Origin of the sequence: Legionella moravica DSM 19234 (genome assembly GCF_000423305.1) — a bacterium.
Classification (GTDB): domain Bacteria; phylum Pseudomonadota; class Gammaproteobacteria; order Legionellales; family Legionellaceae; genus Legionella; species Legionella moravica.
In genome coordinates this window covers 241589-267421 of record NZ_KE383999.1, presented here as the reverse complement: position 1 = coordinate 267421, position 25833 = coordinate 241589, and the positions used below count along the sequence as shown (strand labels likewise).

Below are 25833 nucleotides of genomic sequence, written 5' to 3'. Positions count from 1 at the left end.
CTGCTTTTGATACCAGTTATTTTTTGGAGGAATTATCGGCGTTTTGCCATCCCCCGCCTAAAGCTTGAAAAAGAGCAACGGTATCTGCTAGCTGATTGACTTGAGTTTGGATTAAATTCAGCTTGGCTTGTTGGTATAGTTGTTGATTAATGAGTAAGGTTGCGATGCTGCTATCACCCAGGGTGTGCTGGTGTCGAGCAATGTTAAGGCTAGTACGCGCAGCTTGTTCGGCATTTTGTGCCGCATGGATGGCAAGATTATTTATTTGTATGGCTTTTAAAGTATCGGCTACATTTTGGAAGGCATTAATAATGGTGCTTCGATATTGCGCAGCAGTTTGTCTGTAAGCCGCTTCTGCTGCACGTTGTCGATGTTTTAAGCTACCGCCAGCAAAAATAGGTTGGGTAATAATTCCTGCCAATGCCCAAAAGCGCGTGTCGGGTTGCAACAATGATGCAATCGATGTAGCCGATGTGCCCAGATTGGTGCCGGTAAGAGTGAAATTGGGCAGGCGATTAGCGACTGCAACACCAATAAGGGCATTGGCGGCATGCATTTGTGCTTCAGCGGCGCGAATATCTGGCCGATTCTCCAGCAGTTCTGAGGGAATAGAGATAGGAAGTTCTTTTGGCAGATGCAAGCTGCTGAGGTGAATTATTGGTGTCCGGGGATCATCAGGAAAACGACCAGTTAACGCATTAAGCAAATCACGCTGGATGGCCAACTGCTTTGTTAAAGGAGGCAAAGTTGCTTCTGCTGAGGCCAATGCGGCTTGTTGGCTGGCAACATCTATTAGAGCAATATCCCCCAGGCGCAATTGTTTTTGGCTAATTGCCAGTAATTTCTTTTGGCTGTTAATAATTTCCTGAGTTGCACTAATTTGCTCGCGTAAAGCCGATTCCTGGATTGCTGCATTCACGACATTTGCGGTTAAGGTTAAATAAGTTGCATTTAATTGTGCTTTTTGGGTCTCAGCCTGAGCCATCAATGACTCCAGTTGTCGCCGGACTCCACCAAAAACATCAGGAGAATAAGACACAAAAACCTGCCCAGTATAAAGCGAGTATTGGTATTGATTATTTGCAAGCACACTGGTCAATATGTCAGCGGTTTTTTGAGTGGTTGGATTAAACGAAACGCCTACAGCGGGAAATAAAGCTCCCTTTGCGCTGTAAGCAATTTCCAGAGAACTTCTCAAAGCTTCTTGAGCGGCTTCTATAGTAGGATTGAAGAGCAGGCTTGCCATTACTAGTTCGTTCAAAGGTTGGGATTTAAATAATGTCCACCATTGATTGGGAAGATTGTTTTGGGATACAAAAATTTGTTTAGTCGGCAATGATTTTCTAGCACTGGATTTTGGGTTCATGTTTTGTGCAGTATAACTTGAGGGCAATGAGAGTGCCGGTCTATGATAATCCGGGCCAACTGCACAACCATTTAAAATACTCGCAAGCACTATACTCATGTATAACTTGCTACAGAGAGTAGAGGTGATTAAAGCAAAAAAAGACCTATTTTTAGTGCTCATCGCTTTCTTCTCCATAAAGGAAATCCAGAGCCATTATGTTCTAAAAAGCGTGCTAAAGCGTAGTAGTAGGTTGGTAAAATAAACAAAGTCAGAAGAGTGGACACGGCCAAACCACCCACAATGACTGTAGCAAGACCTCGTTGTACATCGGTTCCCACTCCGGTGGCTAATGCAGCGGGCAACATTCCAAAAGAGGCTACAGTGGCCGTCAATAGTACTGGACGCAATCGCTCAGTAGCCCCGTTGACTACCGCACGGCTGAGGGATTTATTAGAGGAGCGCACGCGACGTATATTAGCTAACATAATGATGGCGTTTTGCACAGACACGCCAAAAAGGGCAATAAAGCCAACTGCGGTGGCCACATTGAGTGTTTCTCCGGTGAGATGCAAGGTAATGAGTCCACCTAGAGTTGCCATCGGTACTACACCTAAAACTAACAGTACTAAGTGTAATTTTTGAAATTCAAAAAATAAGAGTAATCCCATCATGATCAACATGATGCCTAAAATATAAACCAAACGTTTTTCTGCGCGCTCCTGGCTCTGAAATTGTCCTGCCCATTCAAGACGGAATTGTTTTGCATCAAATCGTACCTCGTTGTTTATCCGATATTTGGCTTCGTTAAGATAAGAGGTCAGATCACGGCCGCGGTTGTCCATCCGCACGGTAACTTGACGTTCTCCTGATTCATGAGAAATATTGCTTTCTCCAGTTCTATATTCTAAGTGGGCTAATTCGGACAGAGGGATTTGTGCTCCGCTAGGGCTGGTAATAAATAACGCGCCCAAAGATTGGATGTTGTTTTTATAAGACTTGGGTAAGCGAGCGGTTGCATTATAAATACGATTTTCAACATAAACAGTTGTAACAGGTGCACCACCAAGACTGGTTTGGATTAGGTTGGTTACATCTGATACATTGATTCCGTAACGAGCGATTTTGTCTCGGTCAATTTCAATAGCTATTTGTGGAATCGGAGGTTCTTGAAACAACGATGCAGAAGCTGTACCTGGTATGGTTTTTAAAATAGCAACAATCTCATTACCAATACGACGACACTCTCGCAAATCTGTACCATAAATACGCAGAGCAAGAGGGCTATGCGCGCCACCGACCATATCATTGACACCATCAATAATTGGCTGGCTAATGCCAATATTGTAACCAGGCATTTGAGCAAACTCTTTGCTGAGCTTATTAATGAACTGGGCTTTAGTCTCCTTGTCAGGCCATTGAGAGTAGGGCTTTAATCCTACCGGCGCTTCTATATGAGAGGGAGTCCAGGGATCTGTGCCATCATCACTGCGTCCTAGCTGTGTGACTATAAAAGAAACTTCGGGATGCTTAAGAAGAGTTTGACGCAGATTTTCCGCCATGGTGTTTGCTTTTTCCAGAGAAAGACCTGAAGGAAGTTCCGCTTGCAGCCAAAGAGAACCTTCATCAAGCTCCGGCAAAAATTCTCGTCCAGCCGTTGAGCCGAGAATTAGCACCATAGACAGGGTTATTAAGCCAAGAACATAGGCAATACTTGGACGCTTGAGTAATTGTCTTAGCAGTGAGCTATATTTTTCTGTTAACCAGATTAAGGGACGATTATGGTGCATTTTTTGTGGTTTACGAAGGGCTGTGTAGGTTAAACCTGGAATAAGTACCAAGGTGCAGATTAGTGCACCAAGCAGAGCGAAACAAACGGTGTAGGCCATTGGCTTAAATAATTTACCTTCAGCATGCTCAAAAGCAAACAAGGGTAAATAGGCAGATATAATTATTAAAGTAGCGAAAAAAATAGGGCGGGCAACATTGTTGGTGGCCTTTAATACTTCCTCAGCGGAAAGAATTTTATCTGGATACTCTTCTCTTCGACGTAAAATAGCTTCCATTACGACGATAGCCCCATCAACAATAACCCCAAAATCAATAGCTCCCAGTGAAAATAAATTGGCTGGCATCTGGGTAAGATTCATGAAGATAAATACTGATACCAACGCGGCTGGAATAGCAACAGTGACCACTAATGCACTGCGAAAATTACCCAAGAAGAGCATCAGTACCAAACAGACTACAACAATACCTTCTATGACTGTATGCGTGATGGTATGAATTGTTAAATGCACCAGATCATCGCGATCAATATAGGGGACAATCGAAACTCCCATTGGTTTGAGCTGCTCTTGTAGTTGATCTATTTTTGCATGGACACCTACTAAAATTTTTCCAGGATTTTCACCTTTACGCATCAAGACAATGCCTTGGATGGTGTCGGGATTATGGTTTTTTCCTAAAATCCCTTCTCGCTCTTTATGTCCAAATTCCAATACCCCCAAATCACGAGTAAAAATAGGGATGTTTTGCTGTTGACGTACAACGACTGAACCCAGTTCTTCCAAGGTATGAATTTGTCCCATTCCACGGAGAATGTAACTCTGTTCACCACGAGATACGCGACCGCCACCAGCAAAAGAGGAGTTATTAATAATTGCATTGACTACATCATTGACGCCAAGAGCATAGCTGCTTAATTTTAAAGGGTTGAGGGTGAGTTGATATTCTTTTGTAAAGCCGCCAAAATTATTTACTTCTGCAATACCAGGAACTTGTTTTAAAGCAGGCATGACTATCCAGCGTTGAATCTCTGATAGTTCCATCAGATCTTTGGTATTGGATTCCAGGGTATAGCGATAAATTTCACTGCCAGAGCCAGTTAATGGATCAATAGTGGGCTGAATTCCCGGGGGCAAGCTGACTGTATTGAGTAATTCAAATACGCGAGCACGCGCAAAATATTCAGAAGCGTTATCTTTAAAGCCCAGTGTGATTAGCGACAAAGCAAAAGTACTGCTGGAGCGTAATACTGAAAGATGAGGTAGTGTTACTAATGCTCTTTCCAAGGGAATGGTGATTTGTTGTTCTATTTCTTCTGCTGCCAATCCCGGTACTTGAGTGGTGATAACAACAGTCACATCATTGAGCTCAGGATATGCCTCAATAGTCATTCGCGTGCAGGAAATGTATCCATAAACTCCAATGAGAATCGCAGCTCCCCAGGCAATATGACGCCTTTGAAAGCATAGAGCTATTAGTTTATTAATCATTAACCAGTATCCCACCAGCAGCGACTATTCGATCACCCGCTTTCAATCCAGATAAAATCCGCACGTGATTACCGTCTTCAGTACCTAATACCACTGTGCGTCGAGTAAAAATCCATGGTGCTGTTTCTATGAAAACAGAGGTGTTGTCATTATTCATCAAAATAGAAGATAGGGGGACGATAATTTGCTCCTCCTGAGGGATTTTAGCATGAATGGATGCAAACATATTGGGTTGTAATTTTTCATCGCTATTTGCAATGGCAATACGTGATTTATTGCAGCGTGCATCAGCATCGATCATATTATTAACAAAGGCAATGCTGCCCTTCCATGTCTGTTGTGGATAGGCTGATAAAATAACATCTACTTTTTGTCCTTTGGCCACTTTGGCAATAAGGTGTTCAGGGATGCATGCGGTAACCCAAACGGACTGGATATTGGACAGTGTAAATAGTTCCCTTGTCGGATCATTAATATAGGAGCCCACACCATAATTAAGCGCAATTATTTTCCCATCTATAGGAGCCTGTATTTCCAGATGTTCTTTTTGATTGTTTCCTAATGCATTAAGAGTTGCTTGAGCACGCTGCATTTCAGCCTGCGCTTGAGTGTAATTATTTTGTTGTTGCTGCAAATCTTTAATTGAACTGCCTCCGGCTCGGTTTACCTTTTGAGTGCGTTGCAATGCGTCTGACGCTTGTTGTAACGCGCTTTGTGCTTTAATTTTATCGGTATACGCCTGTGCCAGGGCGGACGATTGCATTACTGCCAAAACTTGTCCTTTTTTTACTACGTCTCCCAGTTTGGTCTCAAGACGAATAATACGTCCAGTTACTGGGGGTAAAATAGTGATGGTACTGCTTTGATCAGCTTCTACAATTCCTGGAAATTTCACAATGTGGGGCGCTGTACTTGTAGTAACTGTCTTAATGAGCAAATGAGAGCGTAATGGAGAGCTCTCGGGAATTTTGATGGTGTTGTTGACACGAATTAATAAGGGCTCTGCGGATACTTTTTGTTTGTTAATTACAATGGCCAAACATCCTTTGATGAACATAATAATGATGAATATTCCTAATAGTGCGAATAAAATCAGTTTTTTTTGCTGGCGGGGAGGAATGTTTCTAAAGTAGGTCCGAAAGCGAATAAATAATGAGTTAATATCCATAAAACCAAACTTTGTTATGAGAGTTTTTGAAAGACTATGGTTAACATATTCTATGTTGAATAAAGTCCTTTTTCTTTTTATATCATCAACTAAACTTTGATATTTAGCAAGGGTTGTGTAGCAAAAAATTCTGCTTTAAAAAAATACACCTATACCGATCTAGTCCCAGGATCTTCGGACTGAGGAATAGCCTCATATATGATTAATAGACTGGTGCTACATATTGAACCAGTGGCGTTTGGTTCTAATGAATCACAACTATGCCGTGTCTTCTCATAAATACAACTTGAGTGAACGATCATCAAGATGATGACCAATTCACTCACATACATATGAGATTTTAAATTCCCGCGTACTATCAGCTGTTCATTAGTCCATACCATTGTCTAATGCATTGCATTGCTTAATGATCCTTTCATATGTTCTTTAATATTACTTTTTATGGACATAATCCTATCCACGGATTCGGTAGTTTTTTTAGAAGTAAAGAAATCATAAACACTATGTTTGCGAGCGGATAATAACTCCATGTTTTCAGTATCTCTGGTGAATTGCTTGATGTACCGGTAGATATCATCAAGATTGCCTCTTTGCAATTTGACATCAAAAACAAATTGTTCCAATAACTGGCCTTTTTTAACTCGCAATGGACTCCTGGAGTTACACATCGTTTGTGCGTAGGCATAAAGGCTACGCAACATTGTAGCGGTATCATCTGGCAGTTTTGATAATGTCTTAGGATTGGAAGTATCATTTATCTTTTCCAGCGTTTCCCAAGCCTCTTTACTTTCCAATCTGGCTTTTTTAGCTGGAGGAACAAAATTAAAAATTTCGCGGTATTTTTCGTTGAATTTATCTCCCAGCCATGCTTGCATATCTGCTGTTGGATGTACATCATCCCAAAACATAAAACCTTCAGATGGTGATGTGTGTTTTGCCTTTTCTTCAGGGTTTTTCTGGTTTTTTTTAAACTCATCAGAGGTTATATAGGGAGTTTTGATTTTAGTTTCATCAAAATCGTATGCCTTGGGGTTGTTGTATACTTCATTAAAAAGACCGCTTACATCATAAACAGAGAGATAAAGATTGGGATAACTTTTAAGATATTTGTTATTCAGTTCCTGGACTTTTAATTCTAACTGAGCATTAAAGTAGGCTGAACATTCAGCTGCATTATTGCGTAGAGCTTTACTTTTTGCCTGATATCGTGGTGTTAAACCAAGATCTGGTAAATTAAAAAGGAGGAGATTTCGGTAACCGTGCTTAATTAAATTCTCCATATTGGCGATGCGATCAGCAATGGCTTTATCGACTTCAAGATGGGTTGGTTCAGAATTTACAGTAATTAAATCATTGGCACCAGACCATTCAATTACCAGTGTTTCTAATTTCTCAGCTCTGGAGATTTTGTGTGCTTTATCATCCTGGATTAACAGATTAACCTTGCTACTCAGATGAGACAATAATAGTCGTGTAAACCAGAGCACAAGATTAAAGGTAAAATCACCACTATAGTTATGAGATGTCAAACCGCCTTCACAATAAAACCTGGCAAATCGTTGGCCTTGAAATAAAACATGTTTATCATTATTTAGGCTGAAATCGCACAGTTTATGATTACCGAGGCTCAAATGATTAGAGATAAAATAATCACTGATATCAGCATTGCTGAGCGCGCTTTTATCTAGATTCAGTTTTTTTCTAACGCTATCGATCTGAAATTGTTCAGCGGTGCTAGCGGTAACATAATCGCCCCAAAGAAAGCCATTTGTGAATCGTCCGCGTGGCGATTTACTACTAAGACCGCTAACTATTCGCATTGGCAGCACACCAGCCGCATAGCGCTTATTAAGAGTCCCTCTATCCGATAAGCTGTCACCGAGTACAACAAAGCTTGAAATCTTTATCGCTGGTTTAATCATGTTTATTCCTTTAAGAAAAATCATCCATTAATTTTCTATCAAGAATAGTATAGTTTATTATGTTTCATACTGAACGTTGCAACCAAAAATAGCTATGAAGATCTCAATAATGCGTTACCCCCCCACGAGAAATGTGCTGCATAAATCATTATAATGGACAGCAATATTAATGTCCCTGAATATAGATAAGGAAAATGATGAGACTTACTTTTAATGAATTTCAAGCGATATACGATCATTATCAATATAATGACACCATCGTTATTCGATACAGTAAAGAAAAAAATGACCAAACAATTGATAAAGAAATAAAGCTGTCCAGAGAACAAAACTGCTTTTATTTTGAAAGTGTTGAGCTCAATGAAAGCAAAAGCAGTACTAAAGTTACCTCCGAAAAACAAGAAATAACCGAACAGTCATTACAAAAAGAACATGCATTCATCGCTACTTTATTTACTACGCTAAAACCAAGGAGCGCTCCCAAAACATCAGCTTGGGAAGATTTTAAAAACGCAGACTCAAAATTAAAATGGCTGTTGCGCTTTTTTCTTTTAGACACTCAGTTAATCGGTGGGGCAATTGGTCATGTTATTGCATACTCAGCAAACAGCGAAAATAAACACTATAAAACCATCCCATCCTCAGTATTGGGTAAAACCTTAGGTCCTTTGATTTTTCCTGCTGGCTCTAAAAAACCCAGCTTTGATCGTGAAAAAGCCCTGGGTATTATCGAAATTGATACGATTCAACACAAACAGTATAAAGCCCTGAAAGGGTATAATCCTATCTATCAATCACATAATGGAACGATCCGTTTTAGTGAAAAACCTGTTTCAATGTCCCTACGAAATAAAATGATTGCTCTTGAAACCATTGTTGCCTCCAACGAACAGGTCACTGCAGAAAATGAGAAAAATCATCTGACCATTGTTTATTTCAACGGAAACAGTGGAAGCTTTCAACAAGATTATCAACAAGTTGCAGAAGATCTTCTCCATTACGGTAAAGATGGGATTCCAGTAACTGCCATTCAATTTAATTATCCAGGTATCTTAAACAGTGAAGGGCAGGTGGACATTGCCCAGGATCTTATAGACTCAGGGATTGCTCAGGTACAGGCATTATTGGATCAGGGAGTGTCCCATTCGAATATTGTGTTGCATGGAGTTTCTTTAGGAGGAAGTATTGCTAGTCATGTAGCCGCTCATTTTCACCAATTGCCAAAAATGGATGATCCTAAGCAAAAACAGACACTGGGTGGATTATATGCATCAAGAACCTTTGCATCTACAGCACAAGTCGGTCGGGATTATTTCAACCGAGCGCTGGGTAATAATATTTTTTCTCGAATTTTTTCAACCCTTTGTCTCCCATTTATCAAGTTAGGAACCTGGGGTTCCAATTGGGATTTAGATACTGGCAAAGCGTTTTTTAGCCTGCCTAAAGAAAAGAGAAATTATTCAGTCGTCATCTCGCCAAAAGCTCATAGAAATGAATATCGAAAAAAACATCAAGGGTCCTGGCTTCAACAAATTATCGACTTTCTTTTAGACCGAGAGAACAATCCCGTTGATGACGCTGTTTTAGGGCGCGGATTACATGATTCCTGGGAGCGGTCTTTTGATAAATTTCTCGTTCAATGGGGGTTTTATGGTGAAAAAGCGAGAAGCAATTATTCTGCTGAAAACAGCTACCGAAAAATGATGGTGGTTGATTTTAAGACAAATGAGTTTGCGCCAGATCTGGATGGGCATGCAATAGCTGATTATTGCTACAAACAAGGTGAACAATTATTTAACCCAACAAAAGTAAATAAATCCATTGGCCTTGTGCATCGCGCTCCTTCCGTTACCTTATTCAAGGAAGGAATAAACCAGAGATTCTTGCCTATACAAGAAGGCCACGAAGCAGGGGAAGTTGCTCGTCGTTCGATGTTGAGTATGTCGATGGCTTCTTCAGATTAAATTCATTATTTAACTGACAAAGAGTGATTCGATAGTAAATACCACTATCTTAAGTCTGATTATTTTGATAATCAGACCTAAGATATAAGATCCTGGGGCGGATTCAACTCGATAACGCACTAACTTTTTTGCGCAACCCAAACGGTTGCTTCTCCACATTCTGGATCTCTTATTTTATGTACTAATATTTTAAAATTATTATCAATAAGGAGTTGTTGATATTCTTCAGTAGAAAGCGATGCGTGATAAAGATCATGTCCTCCATTGTCACTCCAAACCTCTCCATATTCTGGTCCCGATGTAAAAATGAATAAACCATTTTGATGTACATAAGACGCCAGTAATTTTAATGTACAGCGTTGATCTTCATGGGATAAATGAAAAAAACTATGCCAAGCAATTACTGCATGAAATTGTTCATTCAAATCTAAAGTGCGCATATCGGCCAACAGCCATTTTCCCTTTGGAAATTTTTGTTTACACCGCTCAATCATTCTTTTACTGGCATCAATACCCGTCAGTATATAACCTGCATTAATTAAAAACTGTGCTAAAGGCTCTCCCGTCCCACAACCAACATCTAAAATTTTGCTGTTAAGTGGAAGATGTTTTTGAATTAAATTTAAATAGGATTTCTCCATGTTCAAATCTTTAGTGCGAGCATTGTCAAACCAATCAATAATTTCATCATAAATCTGATAAACATGATCTTTATTTCTATTTGTCATTTAAGCTCCAGCTGAAAATCGTTCATTAGGTGTGGCATATCCAATAGTTTTTCGGGGGCTGTTATTTAGTTTATCCATCACCTAATTATAGAATTCATAGTCTTCAATAGGACAATCACTTACCGAATAAACCAATTACTGGGTTTGTTCGGTATCTGAATAATGTAGACAAGTTTCTGTGTAGGGTAAATAGCGATGGGTATTGCCTCCGACTTTGATAACATCCAGATCTCAGGTTCTATTAATTTAGGCTTGCACTGCACATATAGAATCTCAACTAGCTGAGGATTTATTGTGCTAATTTATCCAAAATCTCTTTTCGTACATTGGGGAACAAGTCGCCCATAAAACTTTCCCGATCAAAGGGTGTTAAATCCAAATCAAATTAAACAGAGTTTTTGAGCTATTAATAAATTTAAAGAATTTGTTAAGTCTGATGGGTATTTGCTCCGCACATGACAAAAACCTGTCTTGACCGCACAGGCGGGCAGCCATTCATCAAAATAAACCGATGCAAAAGAGCCCCTGGGGATTATTTGTCTCCACACGGAATGTTAGCGAAATTCGATCTGGATTGCTTCGCTAACACTGATGGGTATTTGCTCTACACATGACAAAAAACCTGTCTTGCCCGCGCAGGCGGGCAACCATTCATCAAAATAAACCGATGCAAAAGAGCCCCTGGGGATTATTTGTCTCCACACGGCAGTTTAGCGAAATTCGATCTGGATTGCTTCGCTAACACTTCATATTAATCTGATGGATATTTGCTCTACACATGACAAAAAACCTGTCTTGCCCGCGCAGGCGGGCAACCATTCATCAACATAAACCGATGCAAAAGAGCCCGAGGGGATTATTTGTCTCCACGTTCAAGCTTTTTTTCAACTCACTGATACACTGCATATCACCTCGTTTTGGCGTTCGAGTTGGTGTATGTCAACGAGTTATCTCAACTTAGTGAAGTGCTAAATGCCAAATAGTTGCCCGCCTGCGCGGGCAAGACAGGTTTTTTATGATGTACAGAGGTCATGTGTTTATAAACCAGATTCTTGTAATAAACCGTTATTTTGCCAAGACCATTTTTGCCAAGACAAATAACGATAATCAGCGACACACCGTATTTTATACGGATAACATGGCTGACTATTTCCGGTACAATATTGATTCAATTAGTCGAATTTAAAGGTGCCGTTTATGTATTCCAGCTCGGAACTACAGATAAAGTTATCAGCCAGTCATTTATTAGAAATAATTAAAACTAAATTCCAGGATTTTAGGACGGAATACCTAAATAAAAAAAAAGATGAACACAGAATAGGCCCGCCAATAACCTGGCCCAAACATCCTGTTGCCCATATTGAGTTTTGTAAAACAATATATCTGGAAACAAAAAAAATTTTTGATGTTCATCAAAATGACTTATCTCCTGCAGATAAAATGGTTGTTTTGAAGGATTATATGCAATTGTGGAAGGATGTAGACGGTTACCTGGATATTAAACACACGGATTTTTCCGTGCAATATAAAGATGCTAGATTTTTTAAGTATGCAATTTCTTACAATCCCCAAATTCCAATGTTTGCTGGATTTAATTTGAAAAATATTGCTTTTAGAAATTTTTGTAATAACGGTATCATTTTTCCATCAGTTAATTTTACAAATGCTGATTTTAGTCATACTAAGGTGTGTGACATTAGTTTTTATGACTGTAATTTTATTGGCAGTAATGCAGAAAAAACAAACCTGATTCAATGTGAATTTGAAAAATGTAATCTTGAGGGGGTTGATTTATTAAATGCTTATCTGTGGGAAACAACATTTAGAGAATGTATTATGTATAAAACCCAATATAATAAAAAAACTGATAGTTTAAATATAATTATCTCTAAATGTTTTAAAGATAACCTTTTAAGCGCGAGTTGTGACGGAAAACTCAACGAGGCAGTGCGATTAGTAAAAACGTTCCCAGATTTAATACATTCAAAAACTGATGCAGGAAATACTCCCTTGCATTTAGCAGCAATGACGGGACAAGTTGAAGTAATTGAATTTTTATTAAAAAATGGAGCAAGAATAGATACAGTCAATCATGCTGGGTCGAACCCATTTCATAAATTTTTGCTGTTTCTTGATCCCTATTTAACAGAAACTTTTGAACGAATCGTAAACCTTTTCATAGAAGCTGGACTTGATCTAAATAAAACTGCTCATGTTTCTAAAAGTTACTTAGGCCAGTTGGCATCCTCTGGAGACTTGGAAGCCTGTAAAATTCTTGTAGCAAAAGGTGCTGATTTTAATATCCAGGATCAGTTTGGCTTTACTCCTTTGCATTACGCTTCTTGTGGAGATAAAAATGATTATTTTGAAAAGGAGCAAGAAGAGGTCGCTAAATGGCTTGTTAGTATCGGTGCAGATAGAAATATTAAAACCAATAATGGTGAAACGGCTCTAGACTTTGCTGAGAAATTTAAACACAGAGGCATTGTTAATTTATTAAGATCTAATCCCCCTAATCCCCCCTATCCATTCTTCTTGCACTATCTAAAAGTAAAACCCAAACAACTTACTCCCGAAAAGGTAGCTAATGCTTTATGGTTATCCGATAAAGATGCTAAAACTACCCAAGTATCTAAATCAGAATTTCGATTATGGGCTAGTAAACATGAGTTGCACTTTAATCCAGACGATGTAGAACAATGTCTATCATCCTATGTGATGAAAAAATAGTTATAAATAGATTAGGGGCTGTTGACAATTCAAGTTTCGACGTCCGGCGACTTGTTCGCGGGATCTAATTCAATCTTTATAGGCGCAATATATTCTTGTTTTGCGCACGATCTATCGATTCCGCGAACAAGTCGCGGAAAGTAGGCTTGAACATAATGAAATGTCAACAGACCTAAATTACTGTCTTTATTTTTTGCACTCATACACAATGCAGGAGTCATTTTTATCCGGTTCAGCTGATCGATTAAATGCTTTTATCATGTTAATTTCTTTAAAACCCGCTTCTTTCAGCAGGTTCATTAAAATAGCGGGATCGTCATAGATTCGAACATTAAAACGCTCAATTTCAGTTTGAATGATCTGCCCTTTTTCAACAAGCTCATATTTATCAATTGAATAACAAACGTTGTTTTCAAAGGTTGTGAGCCTATTGACCAATATCAAATTTCCATCTGGCTTGTCGCAAGCAACGCCTCGCCAAACTCCAAGTTGCTCCGGGACTATTTTAGATGTTTCTGCTTCAAACAATAAAATCCCCTCAGGATTCAAATGATCATAAAAAAGCTTCAACGATTTTTTTATTGTATCTAAATGAATCAGGTGCCCAAATGAACCACTGGGAATAAAAATCAGGTTATACCTTTGTGTTCTGCTTAAATCCTCAGCAAAACCTTGCCATACATCGGGCTTTAGATGCTGCAACTGAGCTTTAGCATATAAGGCGGCCAACATGTGCTCACTGGCATCAAAACCTGAAATTTCAAATTGTTCTTTAAGTAGAGGCAATAAAAATCGCCCGGATCCACACATCGGTTCTAAAGCAACTCCACCTGCATTGGCGACGTAAGAACGATAAAATGCATAAGCATCCTCGGGTGGTTGGGGTCTGATTAAATCATAAAATTGTGTGCATAAATTAAGGTAACTATCTAAATTTTTTCCCATGATGACCTTATACTAAGGAACAAATCGTTGCAAAATCCAGTATTCATGAATACAGGTTGCTTTTAATGAGTCCGATATTCGATGTTCATTTAATTGATAAAATTTTATTTCTTCTGGAACAATGGTATAACCAACATATTCTCGAGGCCTTTCCGGGAGAGTTTTTTTATATTTCTCCCTTAAAATAATCAACTCTTCGTCTAGTTCATGTTGTTGTTTTATCGTCTGGCCTGATTTGGTGCCATAAACTAAAAATCGTAATCTTCTCTCTTGATCATAAGTTTCCCAATTTTTTACGCTTTCCATTTCATCAAGAGGATTTATTCTGCCTGAAACAGTAATTTGTCTTTGAGTATTGGGTAACATAAAAGTAAAAGAAACATTGGGATTGACGGAAATATGCGCAACTTTAGCACTACCCAACTGAGTAAAAAAAAGCAAACCTTCTTCGTTTATTTCACGAATGGCCACTGTACGGCTTTTGGGAAATCCCTGTTCATCTACAGTAGTGAGAACTCCCATCTTGAAAGGTAGTGATTCCGCCTCTACCCAAGCATTAATTAAGCGTACCAACCACCAGTAATCAACATGTTCAGGTAACTCTTCGAGAAGCCAGTCTCGGTCCGTGAATTTCATTTTTAATGACACATTTTGTAATCGAATGACGAAGAGTATACTAATCAGAATATTATTCTGTCTATGAATTGATTGAGTTCTACTATAATCTGTAGCGCCCTAATTAAAAATTGAATTTGATAATCTTTATAGTTACTTATAAAAGAACAGGAGAATATAAATGTCTGATGAAATAAATCCGTTATTTACAGCCAAGGCAACTGCTTTTGGTGGACGAAATGGTCGAAGTGAAGCGAGTGATGGCTCAGTGGCCGTTAATCTTTCTGTGCCCAAAGAATTAGGCGGTCAAGGCAAACCAGGAACGACTACACCAGAACATCTGTTTGCAGCGGGTTATGCTGCCTGTTTTGGCGGTGCGCTTGATTATGTAGCCAAACAACATAAAAAAAATGCGACTGAAGCTAAAATAAACTGCGCTGTTTCAATTGGACCTCGGAAAAAAGGTGGCTTTGGAATTTCTGTTCACATGCTTATTGAAGATAAGAGTTTAAAAAAGGAAGAGTTGGCCGAATTGGTAAAAGAAGCGCACGAGCAGGTTTGCCCCTACTCCCATGCTACCCGTGGTAATGTTGATGTAGTGTTTGATGTAATTGGTTCTTGAATGCACTGATTGTAGAATTCGTTGGGTCAGTGACCCAACGAGCTACAGTTAGAAATGAAGTCACACTTACTGTCTGATGCACTTTTGATTGTCATAAGGACGTATGTATTCAACAACCTTAAGCTCATTTGGTAAATTTGATTCATCATAAAACAAATCTTGGTCTTTATTATTCCCTGATTCTTTTATAAAGACTTTACCCTCTTTTCCTGCCCCGCACAAAGCTTTATAAGCTACAAGTCGATGACACACTGAGGATAATCCATGCTTGAGTTCATTGATATAATCATCAGCCAATCCCATATTGCAAGAAAACAGTTCAATTTGTTTGAGTTCTTTATCTGCAAGCTCTAGATCCTCTGTTATCCATTCAATATAAGCATCTGCATCAAGTCCGGCAATTAGATGGTCATTCAGACAACCCTGGGCAATGATCAGGAGTGAATCTCCCGTTGAAACATGATCCAGGAATTGAGTTATGGATTCAGGATCATCCAGGAAAACAAGCTCACAAGGATATCCATAACGCTCTTGTGTAGTAATGATCTTTTCTTGGGTTTGTTCATCTGGAGCATAGATGAAACGCTGTTTTTGTTTTGTTTGTAGTCTTAGTAAATAGCTGATTTCAGTATTGGAATTCAGTTCATGAGCAGATTCCTTTGGCTTATAATCTGAATCGGAGTACCGTTCAATAATTACAGTCTTACTTGATTGACAGTTTTTGGCCTCAGAGTTACTAAATAATGAATGTACACCTGACAGCCTGTCTTTTTTTTCATTTGACATGACTTTATTTTAAACCTTTAAGTACAATTTTGGCTCATTATAACACAAATTAACTCTATCAGAACAATTGTAAAACTTTTTATACAAAACCTTTAGCCTGCGAATAGTTTATAGCGACTTCCTTCTTCCTTGAGGGATGAGGGTGGATATGTGATACGGCTTGCTCTCATCGGTTCCCTTCTCCCTTGAGGGAGAAGGGTTAGGGATGAGGGTGGGGATGTGACACGGAGTAAAAAGCAACGAATAAGGGCATATTCGTTTAATTCACGCTCCGATGGAATCGGCTGTCCATTTAATTAAAAACATGAACATAACATGTTTTGATGCCTTGATTGTTATGGATTATTTTATATAAATCAATAATTTATGTTTAGTTTCCTGGTTTATAGATTCAGGTGTTAACTTTTCATTTTATTTCGAGCCATGCTCCCACCCTCATCCCCAGCCCTTCTCCCTCAAGGGAGAAGGGCGCGTATATGGATGGCACAAATGACCGGCTTGAACCGATAAACTAAACTAACCTTCTTACTTCCTCGTTATGTGCTACCTGCCACACGGCTTGCTCTCATCGGATCCCTTCTCCCTTGAGGGAGAAGGGTTGGGGATGAGGGTGGCGATGTGACACGGAGTAAAAAGCAACGAATAAGGGCGTATTCGTTTAATTCACGCTCGATGGAATCGGCTGACCATTTAATTAAAAACATGAACATAACATGTTTTGATGCCTTGATTGTTATGGATTATTTTATATAAATCAATAATTTATGTTTAGTTACCTGGTTTATAGATTCTGGTGTTAATTTTTCATTTTATTTCGAGCCATACCCCCACCCTCATCCCCAGCCCTTCTCCCTCAAGGGAGAAGGGAGCGTATATGGATGGCACAAATGACCAGCTTGAACCATTAGCTCCCTAATCCCTTAAGGGAGTAGAGAACAGCTAATTATGAGTTCTTATATCAAAAATCAACAAACCATAAAATAATGAATCATTTTTTGAAATCCTTATCAAAATAATCTAAAGTGAATCAATGGGCTGATTAAACAACAATGAACTGTTCAGGAAGAATGATATTATGACAACCTACATGTTCCCAGGCCAAGGATCACAGGTAATCGGTATGGGGCGCGAATTATTTGATGAATATAGCTCCTATGTTGAGCAAGCAAACAGCATCCTGGGATACGATATTGCCGCCTTATGCCTGACAGACGAAAATCAATTACTCAACCAGACACAATATACTCAACCCGCCCTCTTTGTTGTGAATGCCCTCTCCTATTTTAAAAAATTACAGGAGCAACCTGAAAAGCCTGATTATGTGATGGGGCATAGTCTGGGAGAATACAATGCCCTTCTCGCTGCGGAGGTGTTTGATTTTTCAACCGGTTTAAAATTAGTGCATAAACGAGGCGAACTCATGAGTGCAGCACTTGGTGGTGGTATGGCTGCAATTATTGGCTTAAAAGCAGAGCTAATAGATGCTGTACTCCAAAACCATCAACTCAATACCTTGAGTATTGCGAATTATAACTGCTATACCCAAATAGTTATTTCCGGACCAGCCGAGGATATTTTGTCAGCACAACACTATTTTGTCACTGCTGGCGCTATGGCGTATATTCCTTTAAAAGTTAGCGGAGCCTTTCATTCACCCTACATGGGCAAAGCCCAAGAAGTATTTTCAGAATTTATTAAACAATTTACCTTTTTACCACCACGAATTACAGTCATCTCAAATGTTAATGCCAAACCCATGATGGTTAGTGATATTCCATCAAGCATTGAAAAGCAAATTACCCACCCGGTTAACTGGTCACAAAGCATTGAATATTTGCTAGATCAAGGAGAAACCGATTTTATAGAAATTGGACCCAGGAAAGTACTGACAAATCTCGTACAAAATATTAAAACAGGCATGTAACATTTAAGATCATGTTATTCAGAAAATCACTTATGGTGGTAAACACAAGAAATAACGTCCTCATTCACATCATCAATACTTCCATCGCTATGATAATAATGACCTTTAATCAACAACTGGCTGCCCATTAGAGTCATAGTGACTTTGCTAAAAAATACATTTAAAGAACCTGCCTGATTCACAAAGAAATCGGTATTAATAAAAATTAACGCAGAATAATCATTACTCCAGCGGACTGTAGTTGTGTTTAGCTTTGTCTCATTTGAATTAGAAGAAGAGTTCGACTTGATTTCACCCAACTCATACTGTTCCTCCATAAATCCATAGGAAATCCTGAATTGAGTTCCATCTTGCTTGATCGTGATGTCTACCGCAGGGTTATTATCACACTCTCCCTCCCAGATTCCAGAGAAATTAAGTTGCTGAGCTTGAGGTTTAGCAATGGTGTGTGAAAGCGATTTTTGAATTTTATAGGATTGGTGATACCATGGTAACGCAGATACATTATTAATCAGACACATCAGCATTTGAGCAGCAAATAAGAATCGAATCATTTGAACATCCTTGTATCACTACAGAATAAGATTAAGTACGTATTGAATCTCAGTTTAACTTAAAACCATGGAATAAAAAACTTCTGCAAGAGAGGGGTAAAGCAGGATCGCCTTGAATTTGAGCAAAAAAAAGCCTGATTGAAAAATCAGGCTTTTTGCAATGAGGGTATCACATACTAAGTCTTGTATCGGACTCGACATCAATGTCTTCATTTACTGCATCTTCCGCCTTCACTTCTACCCCATCCTTAAGCGTTACAACTGCTTCTGGAGTAACAGGAGTTGTAGATGGGCTTGCACTTTCTTTAAAGAAGCTAAAGAGGCTCTTCATGACGTTAGTCATTATCCCTTGCAAGAAAGAAGTAATGGGTGTTAACAAGAAGTTCACAAACGCAGCACCCAGCTCTTTTTCTATTGCTGGTTTCGCTCTATTAATTGCGTCAGCACTTTGTTGCTTAAAGGCATCAACAGACAGTTTTTTTGCTTGAAAACAGGCATCACCTAAATCAGACAGCTTGTCATGCAACAGATTAGCAAGAGTGAATCCTAATTGTTCGGAAGCAGATAAGTCACCCTTTTGTAAGTTCGTATCTATCTTTTCTTTATAAACCGCCAATAAACTTCTAAATTTCTTTCCTATAGTTCCGAGAGTACTGTCTAAAGACTCCGTACCTTCGACTATAACTGATTCCAGTTTTTCCGCAGCGCTTTGGCCTAGTTGAGCACCTAAGGATGCAACACCTTCTGTAACATGCCCTTTTATTTCATTGATTGTTGTATCAAATGCTGCCATTGCAACCTCCTTTATAACGCGTTTTTTAGTTTGACTGACTAATTCACTTGCAGCAGAACCTGCTTTACCCAATAAATCTTGAATTGTTTCAACAACACCTGATGGCTCATTAACTGCTATAGGTTCTTGGGGGGTAGTACTCGGTACATCAGGCTTAATTTTATCCATGACCATTCCTACAGTAGTCCGGCCTATAGATCGCCCCACTGCTTGAGATGCACTATTCAATATTCTTGATGCTGTATTACTTACAGCGGAAGTTACGGCACTAATCGAATTGGTTACTCCGGAATAAAGACTTGAAAGTATTGACATGATTTCTCCGCTTTGTTTAAGTTCAAGCCAATAGTAACGTCAGATGCTTAACAATTTATTAACTGTTCTTAACAATACAGTAACATTACTGATAATTTACGCTGATCTGTATTATTTTTATACATTAGCGGTTTTGAGTGTTTTATTTCGGTGTGCTGAATTTCATATAGGTATGTTATGAAGAGGAACTCACATTCACATCGTCTATGCTTCATTATTAATTATTAATTGTTTCTATGGATACTACTTGCACACACATATCAATAAGAATATGATCTCAATCCAATGAATATCCAATTTAAGCTTTAAATAATGAACCATTTGTTCGCTTTCATTTTAGCAATCATCAGTCTCAGTAGTACTGCCAATACACTAACAAAAAAAGACTACACTTCGTTACTAAAAGAATACAATGCCTGTTTTATACTCTACAGTGTTAACGAATCCAGGATAATCAGCGAGTATAATCCTGATAATTATTGTAATGAACGAATTTCACCAGACTCTACTTTTAAAATTCCCTTGTCGCTAATGGCATTCAACCAGGGCATTATTAATCAAAATACTACCTTCAAATGGGATGGAATTAAACGAGATTTGCCTGACTGGAATCAAAATTTAACCCCACATACCTGGCTTAAATTTTCTTCTGTTTGGGTGTCTCAACTGCTTACCCCGCAATTAGGTTATGCCCGTATAAAACATTATCTTGCTGGCTTTGATTATGGCAATCAGGATTTTACTGGTGATCCTGGAACGAATAACGGATTGACCTTTGCCTGGTTGGGAAGTAGTCTGAAAATATCCGGCTTTGAACAGCTGAAATTCCTGAACAGCATGCTGAATAATGAGTTGCCAATTAATAGCGAAGCTGTAAATCAAACCAAGAACAATATGTACTTGGGAACTTTGGATAATGGTGCAAAATATTATGGAAAAACAGGCTCAGGTCGGCATGGCAGAAACGAGCGCTTATCTAATCCAAGCAAATTGAGAGATGGCTGGTTTGTTGGTTTCATTGAACAGGGTAATCAACAGTATATTTTTGTCAGTAATCTGACTGATAAAGTGCCCGCATCAACCGATAAGTCCTATGGCTCGGTTGCTTTATTACCTGCTGGTAGCCAGGTTTTAAAACCAATAACCTTGAAGTTACTTAATACCTATTTTTCTAAATAATCAAGGTCGGCCAAGCTTAAAGCCGTAAATACCATTATTATATGAATGCATCTACATAAATTGCTTTGTGATTGTCTTGCGCTTCAATATCCGCAGTTTCTTCATTTCTCACTGCGTATTGCTCTAGTTCTTTAAGATGAAAGGTCTTACCAAAAAATGACACAGCACTTTTAAAAATGCTTTCCCCTGGTTTTCTACTGACCTGATAGTGAATGACAGGAACGCCAATGGCTGAGACTAACATCAAGGCAACAATTAAATAAAAATAGTGCTTGTACCATTTCTCACCACTTTCATCGACTAGCAAACCTAATAAGACGGGCAACATGATTCCACCCAGCGCACCAACTGTTCCAAATAATCCAAACATGGTAGAAGGACTCACTTTATTGAGTTTGCCATCGTTGGGGGCAGACCATGAAGGTGAGGAAGCTATGCTCAATGGCGTAGTCAAGTTAATTCCAAAGCCGGTATTATTAATAGCCAAACAGGTATAAAGCCCCCATCGTGGCAAATTACCTATTGCTAATGAGGTCGAACCGATAATAGCCATGGCACACCCAAGCAAATGTACCTTAACTCCTCCGGATTTATTATCCCAATATAAAATCATTTTCGAGGCAACAGGTCGAGCAAGAATAGTAATCAAATTTGCCAAAGATGAGGTCACTATCGCTTCATCAGGCGTTAAACCAAAACCGTTAGCCAACAGCCTTGGCAAAACAGACCTGGATACAAAAAAACTTCCCAGTGAACCAAATAGCGTAATCCCTAAAAGCAGGGATCGCCGGTCAAATAATACAGAGAAGTTTTCTCTCAGCATGTCCATAATTGAGACGTCATCATAATTGATTGTAAGAAAATCTTCCAATTGGCCGGATTCAATAGCTAATTGTTTTGCTTTCTCATGCGGAAATTGAGCTCTGAACTGATGATAAGGAGATGGATTTCCTAAAGCCCATTCAATCAATCCTCCTGCAAGGATTAAACTGGAGTACATTGAAAATGGGATATAGTAACCGAATTGACTTAAAAAATAAGACGCTATAGGGGTGGTTACAGCAGCTGTATCAACTAAAAACGAATACAGTAATTGTAAATTGGGAACATCACTTTTTTTAGGAACCCATTTTAAGGTATCGATCATCAGTAAATTGACACCAGCACCATGCCCAATTAAAAAACCGCATGAAAGCATGATTCCATAGCGCCAATCAAAACTATTAACCAAGGTAATGTCAGTACACGAAACTAAAACCGTCAGACCAGTCAAACCCATCAAAGAAAGTGCCATTAATGCTAACCCTTCCCTTTTGCCTCCGGTTTTATTTACGCGCCATGTCATCGGGATATAAGTCAACAGATTAGAGATAATCGGTGAGACAATAAATAAACCAGCCAAAGCCTGGTTGAGTTCTTTCATCCCCATAAGAGGAATGACCATAGTGGATGAAGCACACCGAGTGGAATAAGAAGCTAAAACATCAATAACATAAGATCGTTTAAATGATCCCTCTAACTGAACTACAACACTACTGTCCGGAGTACTGTGTGTATCAACAGGATCATGAGCCACAACAGCAGGGTTAATGTCTGTATTGGCTGCTTCTTCAGTGATGCAATTATTTACTGTCCCTTCTGTTTCATTCGCAATATTTGAACTGTGTTCTGTCTTTATCATGCAATTAACACTTATACCGATTCAGTTACATCCTGTAATGCCATACTCAATGGCACTGCATCCTTGTATTTGAGCTCAAACCAATCATTTCATAGTGTCTCTCACTCCGTATTAAAAACCTGTTACCAGCTTAGGCATTAAGTTATTTTTTCTTTTTTTTTGATATATGAATTACTTTTTTAACCACGGTAATCACATCACCATCAGAATTTTTAACCTCTATAGTGAACTCTGGCTCAATTTTATGATGGCGCTCAATTTCCTCTTTAAACTGTTCAATTTGTTCATTGCTTAATTCAAACTTGGCAAAAACAGTTCCTCTTGCCGGAATTTTATAACGTATAGAAGCCGATTTATCCCATACAATATAATTTTTTCCTAATAAATTCATTAGCATCAGCATATAAAATGGATCCGTCATCGAATATAAGGAACCACCATAGTGGGTACCGACATAATTTTTATTCCAAAATCGCATTTTCATTTGTACTTCGATGGAACTCAAATCCTTGTTAAAACGTTTAACGCTAATACCAGCGCCCCAAAATGGAGGCCAGAAACGCATCAATCTAAAAATAGTTGAAAGTTTCATCAGATAATCCCAAAGCGAGTGTTAATTCGATGTTATTAATTTATAACCCCAAACATCTTTTAGCAAATTGATGCACAGCTCACAATATCTTTAAGGGATTCAGTGATTTGAGCTGATTTGGTTTGAGAAAACAAACCCAACCTGCCATTTAAATAATAATTTATACCTAAAGCGATGAGATAACCAACACCCAGCAGTGCACAAACCATAGCTATTTCTGCCAGTATCCAATGAAGATCCCGATGAACCATCAGCATATTTTTGGAGTTTTGAATATCTGAGAGGCATTTTTTTTTATATCGTAACATTACTGATGGATTTAGATGTTCCTCAAGATAATGAGTATTTCGAGTAATTGTTTTTCTCAAATGGTGCATAACATCTGCTGCAGCGATAAAACCTCGGTTACGTAAATCCGCCTCTTTATTTTTCATAATGTTCAACTGTTTTTTTATGAGGTTGATTTGGGGTTTGGCTCTTACTTTAAATTCATTTAAAAAGGATGGAGCAACGTATTGTGCATCCTCCATTTTATAGTGCTCTGAACTGATTTGTGACATTAAAGAAATTACCTCATCAATTGATGGTCTTTCTTGAGGTTTCTCCGCCAACATCTGCTTGAGGCATCCCTTAATTGACTGTTGATCTGCTTCATCGAGATACAACTGAATTTCAGGAAGTGAGAATAATTGCTCATTAGTTGATTTGATTTTTATAAAATCATAATCTTTGGTACGATTGATGTAATAATTCTGATACGGATCACCCCACACATAGCTTAATACCCTGCCAGCTGAATAAATATCGGACTTGGGTGTATAAACCGGTCTACTCTCAAAGGATTCCGGAGAACGATACGCTCGTGTACCAAGCCTTCGAAAATCTTGATGTTCCTGAACCATCGCAAAGCCATAATCAATCAAGATGGCCCTGGGAGGATCCTGACTGAAATCGATCATTATGTTTCCAGGTTTTATATCTCTATGGACTAATTTTCGTTCAATGACTTGAGATTTGATTGCATTCAATATAGCCAAGGTCAATTCAAGGCGTTTTTGCACTGATAAGCTGGGTATTTTATCGATAATTTGGGAGCGCTTCTGGGGATTTAAAACCTGCTCCAGAGTAAATCCTCGAGCCTGCTCAATAACCAAATAGCTTTGATTACCTTGGCCCTCTTCAGAAAATAAAGGCTTTTTGACTCGTAAATGCGCGGCTTGAGCCAGTCTATCGTGTTCCTCAAGAACTGATCGCGCTTTATCTTTTTCAAGATTCTTCTGGATTTTAACCACTTTGGGCCTTCCAGTTTTAGCAAGTATTCGCCCTTCATCATATTGGATAAAGGTAGCAATAATAGGATAAACTACAGCATAACCTCCTTTACCAATAGGCGTCTTATTTGTATCAAATACAGATAATTTATAACCAGATTTACCTTCTTTCCGCTGACTCTTAATGAACGACTGTGTAAAACTAAAGTGATATTGCGTATTCTTATAAGTGTACTCATAACTTCGATTGCTGTGCCACACTCCATCCGCAGTACAGGTTAGTAAAAAGGAGTTAAGAGCCAACTTATGATCGCTATTTCCTGCACTCCATTTATAAAATTTTACAGGATCAACAGTAACTTGCATTGTTGGGATCCTAATCAGAATTTAAGATAAATAAGACCACGATTTTTTTTATAATACAATAGTGCCGAATAATTGTTAAATAATTTGAACTTATCGATAAATTCTCATTCAATATTTGATTAATTTATAGTATAAAATGAATTTTTTACATCAAGGAGAGAGTTGTGGGTAAACTGAATGCTGGTGGAATGGCTGCACTTGAAACAGAACGTGCAAAACGAAGTGACGAATTAAGAACCTTAGTTTCAAGACCTTTTGATTCAGCTAATTTAGAACAACTGAATGCTTTGAAAAAATACATTAATGACTTTGAATACAGTGTCAATCAAATGTATGTATATCAAGCTTTAAGTAATGGTATTAAAGCATGGGGAGGATCGTTTATTGTCGCACGATTTTTACCCATTCCTGATTTTATTAATCCAATCCTGTCGGCATGTCTCTATTTTGGCGTAGCCGGGTTTATCCTTGAGCGATTCAGTATATCTGATTTTTATAGCCAATTAACCGAGATGAAGCAATTGTACAACTGGTGTTTAAAAGGTGGGAATACTCATTACGATGAACGCATTGATAATACTAAGAGCCTTTTAAACCCTGACATTCAAAGGATGATACAATTAATGGCTCCTTTATGTACGACCGAATTTATGATGGCCTGGCCCAAAGAAGCAGAACGAGCAGAAGAACCAACAGGTTATATTTCCAATGCCATTTCAATCGGCTATTCGTTCATGTCATCACCGTTCTCCCTTTTCTCAAAATCCTCACAACCAAGTGGCGACCAAAGAATAAAGTTGCATGATTTAAAGATAAGCGTCGAAACTCGAAAATTAGATCTCAATGCCTATACTGGATTTAAACAAGCCATCGATTATTTCATGACAACACTCACGAATACCGATTACAAAGCATTGTTATGGTCAAAATGGGATGATCTTAAGAAAATGGCTCCGACTCCTGTCGCTGTACTGCTCTCTTCTCCTAAAATGGATTAATATTAAGACCAACTGACCTGATCTGTGGGTCGGTTGGAGAATTGTATTTAGAAAGGC

19 protein-coding genes are annotated in these 25833 nt (G+C 38.6%); 6 read left to right on the top strand and 13 right to left on the bottom strand.

Going from position 1 to position 25833, the window contains the following annotated elements:
* Nucleotides 1-16: 16 nt before the first annotated feature.
* From G543_RS0111300 to G543_RS0111285, 4 genes are all read right to left on the bottom strand, one after another.
* Nucleotides 17-1528 (bottom strand): efflux transporter outer membrane subunit, encoded by a 1512-nt coding sequence (locus tag G543_RS0111300; protein ID WP_238584711.1) that lies wholly within the window; start codon nucleotides 1526-1528, stop codon nucleotides 17-19.
* Nucleotides 1525-4623: an efflux RND transporter permease subunit gene (locus tag G543_RS0111295; RefSeq protein ID WP_028384609.1), complete on the bottom strand. Its 3099-nt coding sequence runs from the start codon at nucleotides 4621-4623 to the stop codon at nucleotides 1525-1527. The genes G543_RS0111300 and G543_RS0111295 overlap by 4 nt, the downstream gene beginning before the upstream one ends.
* A complete protein-coding gene (locus tag G543_RS0111290) occupies nucleotides 4616-5791 on the bottom strand; it encodes an efflux RND transporter periplasmic adaptor subunit (RefSeq protein ID WP_028384608.1) in 1176 nt (391 codons plus the stop codon). Before G543_RS0111290 ends, G543_RS0111295 begins: the two co-directional genes overlap by 8 nt.
* Before the next feature lie 386 nt (nucleotides 5792-6177).
* A complete protein-coding gene (locus G543_RS0111285; protein ID WP_028384607.1) occupies nucleotides 6178-7713 on the bottom strand; it encodes an SGNH/GDSL hydrolase family protein in 1536 nt (511 codons plus the stop codon).
* A gap of 194 nt (nucleotides 7714-7907) precedes the next feature.
* Between G543_RS0111285 and G543_RS18465 the strand changes: the two genes are divergently transcribed.
* Nucleotides 7908-9677: an alpha/beta hydrolase family protein gene (locus G543_RS18465; RefSeq protein WP_115343517.1), complete on the top strand. Its 1770-nt coding sequence runs from the start codon at nucleotides 7908-7910 to the stop codon at nucleotides 9675-9677.
* 119 nt (nucleotides 9678-9796) lie between these two features.
* On the opposite strand, the gene G543_RS0111275 is transcribed toward G543_RS18465, so the two are convergent.
* Entirely contained in the window at nucleotides 9797-10405 is a 609-nt protein-coding gene (locus G543_RS0111275) for a class I SAM-dependent DNA methyltransferase (RefSeq protein WP_028384605.1), read from the bottom strand.
* Between the two features lie 1197 nt (nucleotides 10406-11602).
* Between G543_RS0111275 and G543_RS0111270 the strand changes: the two genes are divergently transcribed.
* Nucleotides 11603-13135, top strand: a complete 1533-nt coding sequence (locus G543_RS0111270) for an ankyrin repeat domain-containing protein (protein ID WP_028384604.1) — start codon at nucleotides 11603-11605, stop codon at nucleotides 13133-13135.
* 186 nt (nucleotides 13136-13321) lie between these two features.
* Here G543_RS0111270 and G543_RS0111260 read toward each other — a convergent pair whose 3' ends face one another.
* A complete protein-coding gene (locus G543_RS0111260; protein ID WP_028384603.1) occupies nucleotides 13322-14080 on the bottom strand; it encodes a class I SAM-dependent methyltransferase in 759 nt (252 codons plus the stop codon).
* 12 nt (nucleotides 14081-14092) lie between these two features.
* Entirely contained in the window at nucleotides 14093-14716 is a 624-nt protein-coding gene (locus tag G543_RS0111255; RefSeq protein WP_028384602.1) for a pyridoxamine 5'-phosphate oxidase family protein, read from the bottom strand.
* A 160-nt stretch (nucleotides 14717-14876) separates the two neighbouring features.
* Between G543_RS0111255 and G543_RS0111250 the strand changes: the two genes are divergently transcribed.
* Nucleotides 14877-15317 (top strand): organic hydroperoxide resistance protein, encoded by a 441-nt coding sequence (locus G543_RS0111250; protein ID WP_028384601.1) that lies wholly within the window; start codon nucleotides 14877-14879, stop codon nucleotides 15315-15317.
* 66 nt (nucleotides 15318-15383) lie between these two features.
* On the opposite strand, the gene G543_RS0111245 is transcribed toward G543_RS0111250, so the two are convergent.
* Nucleotides 15384-16103 (bottom strand): hypothetical protein, encoded by a 720-nt coding sequence (locus G543_RS0111245; RefSeq protein WP_028384600.1) that lies wholly within the window; start codon nucleotides 16101-16103, stop codon nucleotides 15384-15386.
* A 1075-nt stretch (nucleotides 16104-17178) separates the two neighbouring features.
* On the opposite strand from G543_RS0111245, the gene fabD reads away from it, so the two are divergent.
* Nucleotides 17179-18027 (top strand): ACP S-malonyltransferase, encoded by an 849-nt coding sequence (fabD, locus tag G543_RS0111240; protein ID WP_028384599.1) that lies wholly within the window; start codon nucleotides 17179-17181, stop codon nucleotides 18025-18027.
* Nucleotides 18028-18053: 26 nt separating this feature from the next.
* Here the strand turns inward: fabD and G543_RS0111235 are convergent, their stop codons facing one another.
* Both G543_RS0111235 and G543_RS0111230 read right to left on the bottom strand, forming a co-directional pair.
* On the bottom strand, nucleotides 18054-18581 hold the full coding sequence (locus G543_RS0111235; RefSeq protein WP_051190682.1) for a hypothetical protein: 528 nt from the start codon (nucleotides 18579-18581) through the stop codon (nucleotides 18054-18056).
* A gap of 169 nt (nucleotides 18582-18750) precedes the next feature.
* A complete protein-coding gene (locus G543_RS0111230) occupies nucleotides 18751-19689 on the bottom strand; it encodes a hypothetical protein (RefSeq protein ID WP_133141355.1) in 939 nt (312 codons plus the stop codon).
* A 312-nt stretch (nucleotides 19690-20001) separates the two neighbouring features.
* Here G543_RS0111230 and G543_RS0111225 point away from each other — a divergent pair, with 312 nt between their 5' ends.
* Nucleotides 20002-20868 (top strand): penicillin-binding transpeptidase domain-containing protein, encoded by an 867-nt coding sequence (locus G543_RS0111225; protein ID WP_028384596.1) that lies wholly within the window; start codon nucleotides 20002-20004, stop codon nucleotides 20866-20868.
* Between the two features lie 37 nt (nucleotides 20869-20905).
* Here G543_RS0111225 and G543_RS0111220 read toward each other — a convergent pair whose 3' ends face one another.
* The 3 genes from G543_RS0111220 to legK1 all read right to left on the bottom strand — a co-directional run bounded on the left by G543_RS0111220 (nucleotide 20906) and on the right by legK1 (nucleotide 24778).
* Nucleotides 20906-22549 carry an MFS transporter gene (locus G543_RS0111220; protein ID WP_028384595.1) on the bottom strand — a complete coding sequence of 548 codons (1644 nt, stop codon included), beginning with the start codon at nucleotides 22547-22549 and terminating at the stop codon, nucleotides 20906-20908.
* Between the two features lie 142 nt (nucleotides 22550-22691).
* The gene (locus G543_RS0111215; protein WP_028384594.1) at nucleotides 22692-23141 is read right to left on the bottom strand and encodes a DUF4442 domain-containing protein; all 450 of its coding nucleotides are present in this window, start codon (nucleotides 23139-23141) and stop codon (nucleotides 22692-22694) included.
* A 59-nt stretch (nucleotides 23142-23200) separates the two neighbouring features.
* Nucleotides 23201-24778 (bottom strand): Dot/Icm T4SS effector kinase LegK1, encoded by a 1578-nt coding sequence (gene legK1, locus G543_RS17780; protein ID WP_051190681.1) that lies wholly within the window; start codon nucleotides 24776-24778, stop codon nucleotides 23201-23203.
* 164 nt (nucleotides 24779-24942) lie between these two features.
* Here legK1 and G543_RS0111205 point away from each other — a divergent pair, with 164 nt between their 5' ends.
* Complete coding sequence (locus tag G543_RS0111205; protein WP_028384593.1) at nucleotides 24943-25776, top strand: hypothetical protein; 834 nt, start codon at nucleotides 24943-24945, stop codon at nucleotides 25774-25776.
* The last annotated feature ends 57 nt before the right edge of the window (nucleotides 25777-25833 follow it).

Coding starts and splice junctions, on each gene's coding strand:
- G543_RS0111215 (WP_028384594.1), bottom strand. CDS start 23,141: ATGAAACTTTCAACTATTTTTAGATTGATGCGTTTCTGGCCTCCATTT.
- G543_RS0111245 (WP_028384600.1), bottom strand. CDS start 16,103: ATGTCAAATGAAAAAAAAGACAGGCTGTCAGGTGTACATTCATTATTT.
- G543_RS0111235 (WP_051190682.1), bottom strand. CDS start 18,581: ATGATTCGATTCTTATTTGCTGCTCAAATGCTGATGTGTCTGATTAAT.
- G543_RS18465 (WP_115343517.1), top strand. CDS start 7,908: ATGATGAGACTTACTTTTAATGAATTTCAAGCGATATACGATCATTAT.
- G543_RS0111275 (WP_028384605.1), bottom strand. CDS start 10,405: ATGACAAATAGAAATAAAGATCATGTTTATCAGATTTATGATGAAATT.
- legK1 (WP_051190681.1), bottom strand. CDS start 24,778: ATGCAAGTTACTGTTGATCCTGTAAAATTTTATAAATGGAGTGCAGGA.
- G543_RS0111270 (WP_028384604.1), top strand. CDS start 11,603: ATGTATTCCAGCTCGGAACTACAGATAAAGTTATCAGCCAGTCATTTA.
- G543_RS0111290 (WP_028384608.1), bottom strand. CDS start 5,791: ATGGATATTAACTCATTATTTATTCGCTTTCGGACCTACTTTAGAAAC.
- G543_RS0111220 (WP_028384595.1), bottom strand. CDS start 22,549: ATGATAAAGACAGAACACAGTTCAAATATTGCGAATGAAACAGAAGGG.
- G543_RS0111225 (WP_028384596.1), top strand. CDS start 20,002: ATGAACCATTTGTTCGCTTTCATTTTAGCAATCATCAGTCTCAGTAGT.
- G543_RS0111255 (WP_028384602.1), bottom strand. CDS start 14,716: ATGAAATTCACGGACCGAGACTGGCTTCTCGAAGAGTTACCTGAACAT.
- fabD (WP_028384599.1), top strand. CDS start 17,179: ATGACAACCTACATGTTCCCAGGCCAAGGATCACAGGTAATCGGTATG.
- G543_RS0111230 (WP_133141355.1), bottom strand. CDS start 19,689: ATGTCAATACTTTCAAGTCTTTATTCCGGAGTAACCAATTCGATTAGT.
- G543_RS0111250 (WP_028384601.1), top strand. CDS start 14,877: ATGTCTGATGAAATAAATCCGTTATTTACAGCCAAGGCAACTGCTTTT.
- G543_RS0111285 (WP_028384607.1), bottom strand. CDS start 7,713: ATGATTAAACCAGCGATAAAGATTTCAAGCTTTGTTGTACTCGGTGAC.
- G543_RS0111300 (WP_238584711.1), bottom strand. CDS start 1,528: ATGAGCACTAAAAATAGGTCTTTTTTTGCTTTAATCACCTCTACTCTC.
- G543_RS0111260 (WP_028384603.1), bottom strand. CDS start 14,080: ATGGGAAAAAATTTAGATAGTTACCTTAATTTATGCACACAATTTTAT.
- G543_RS0111295 (WP_028384609.1), bottom strand. CDS start 4,623: ATGATTAATAAACTAATAGCTCTATGCTTTCAAAGGCGTCATATTGCC.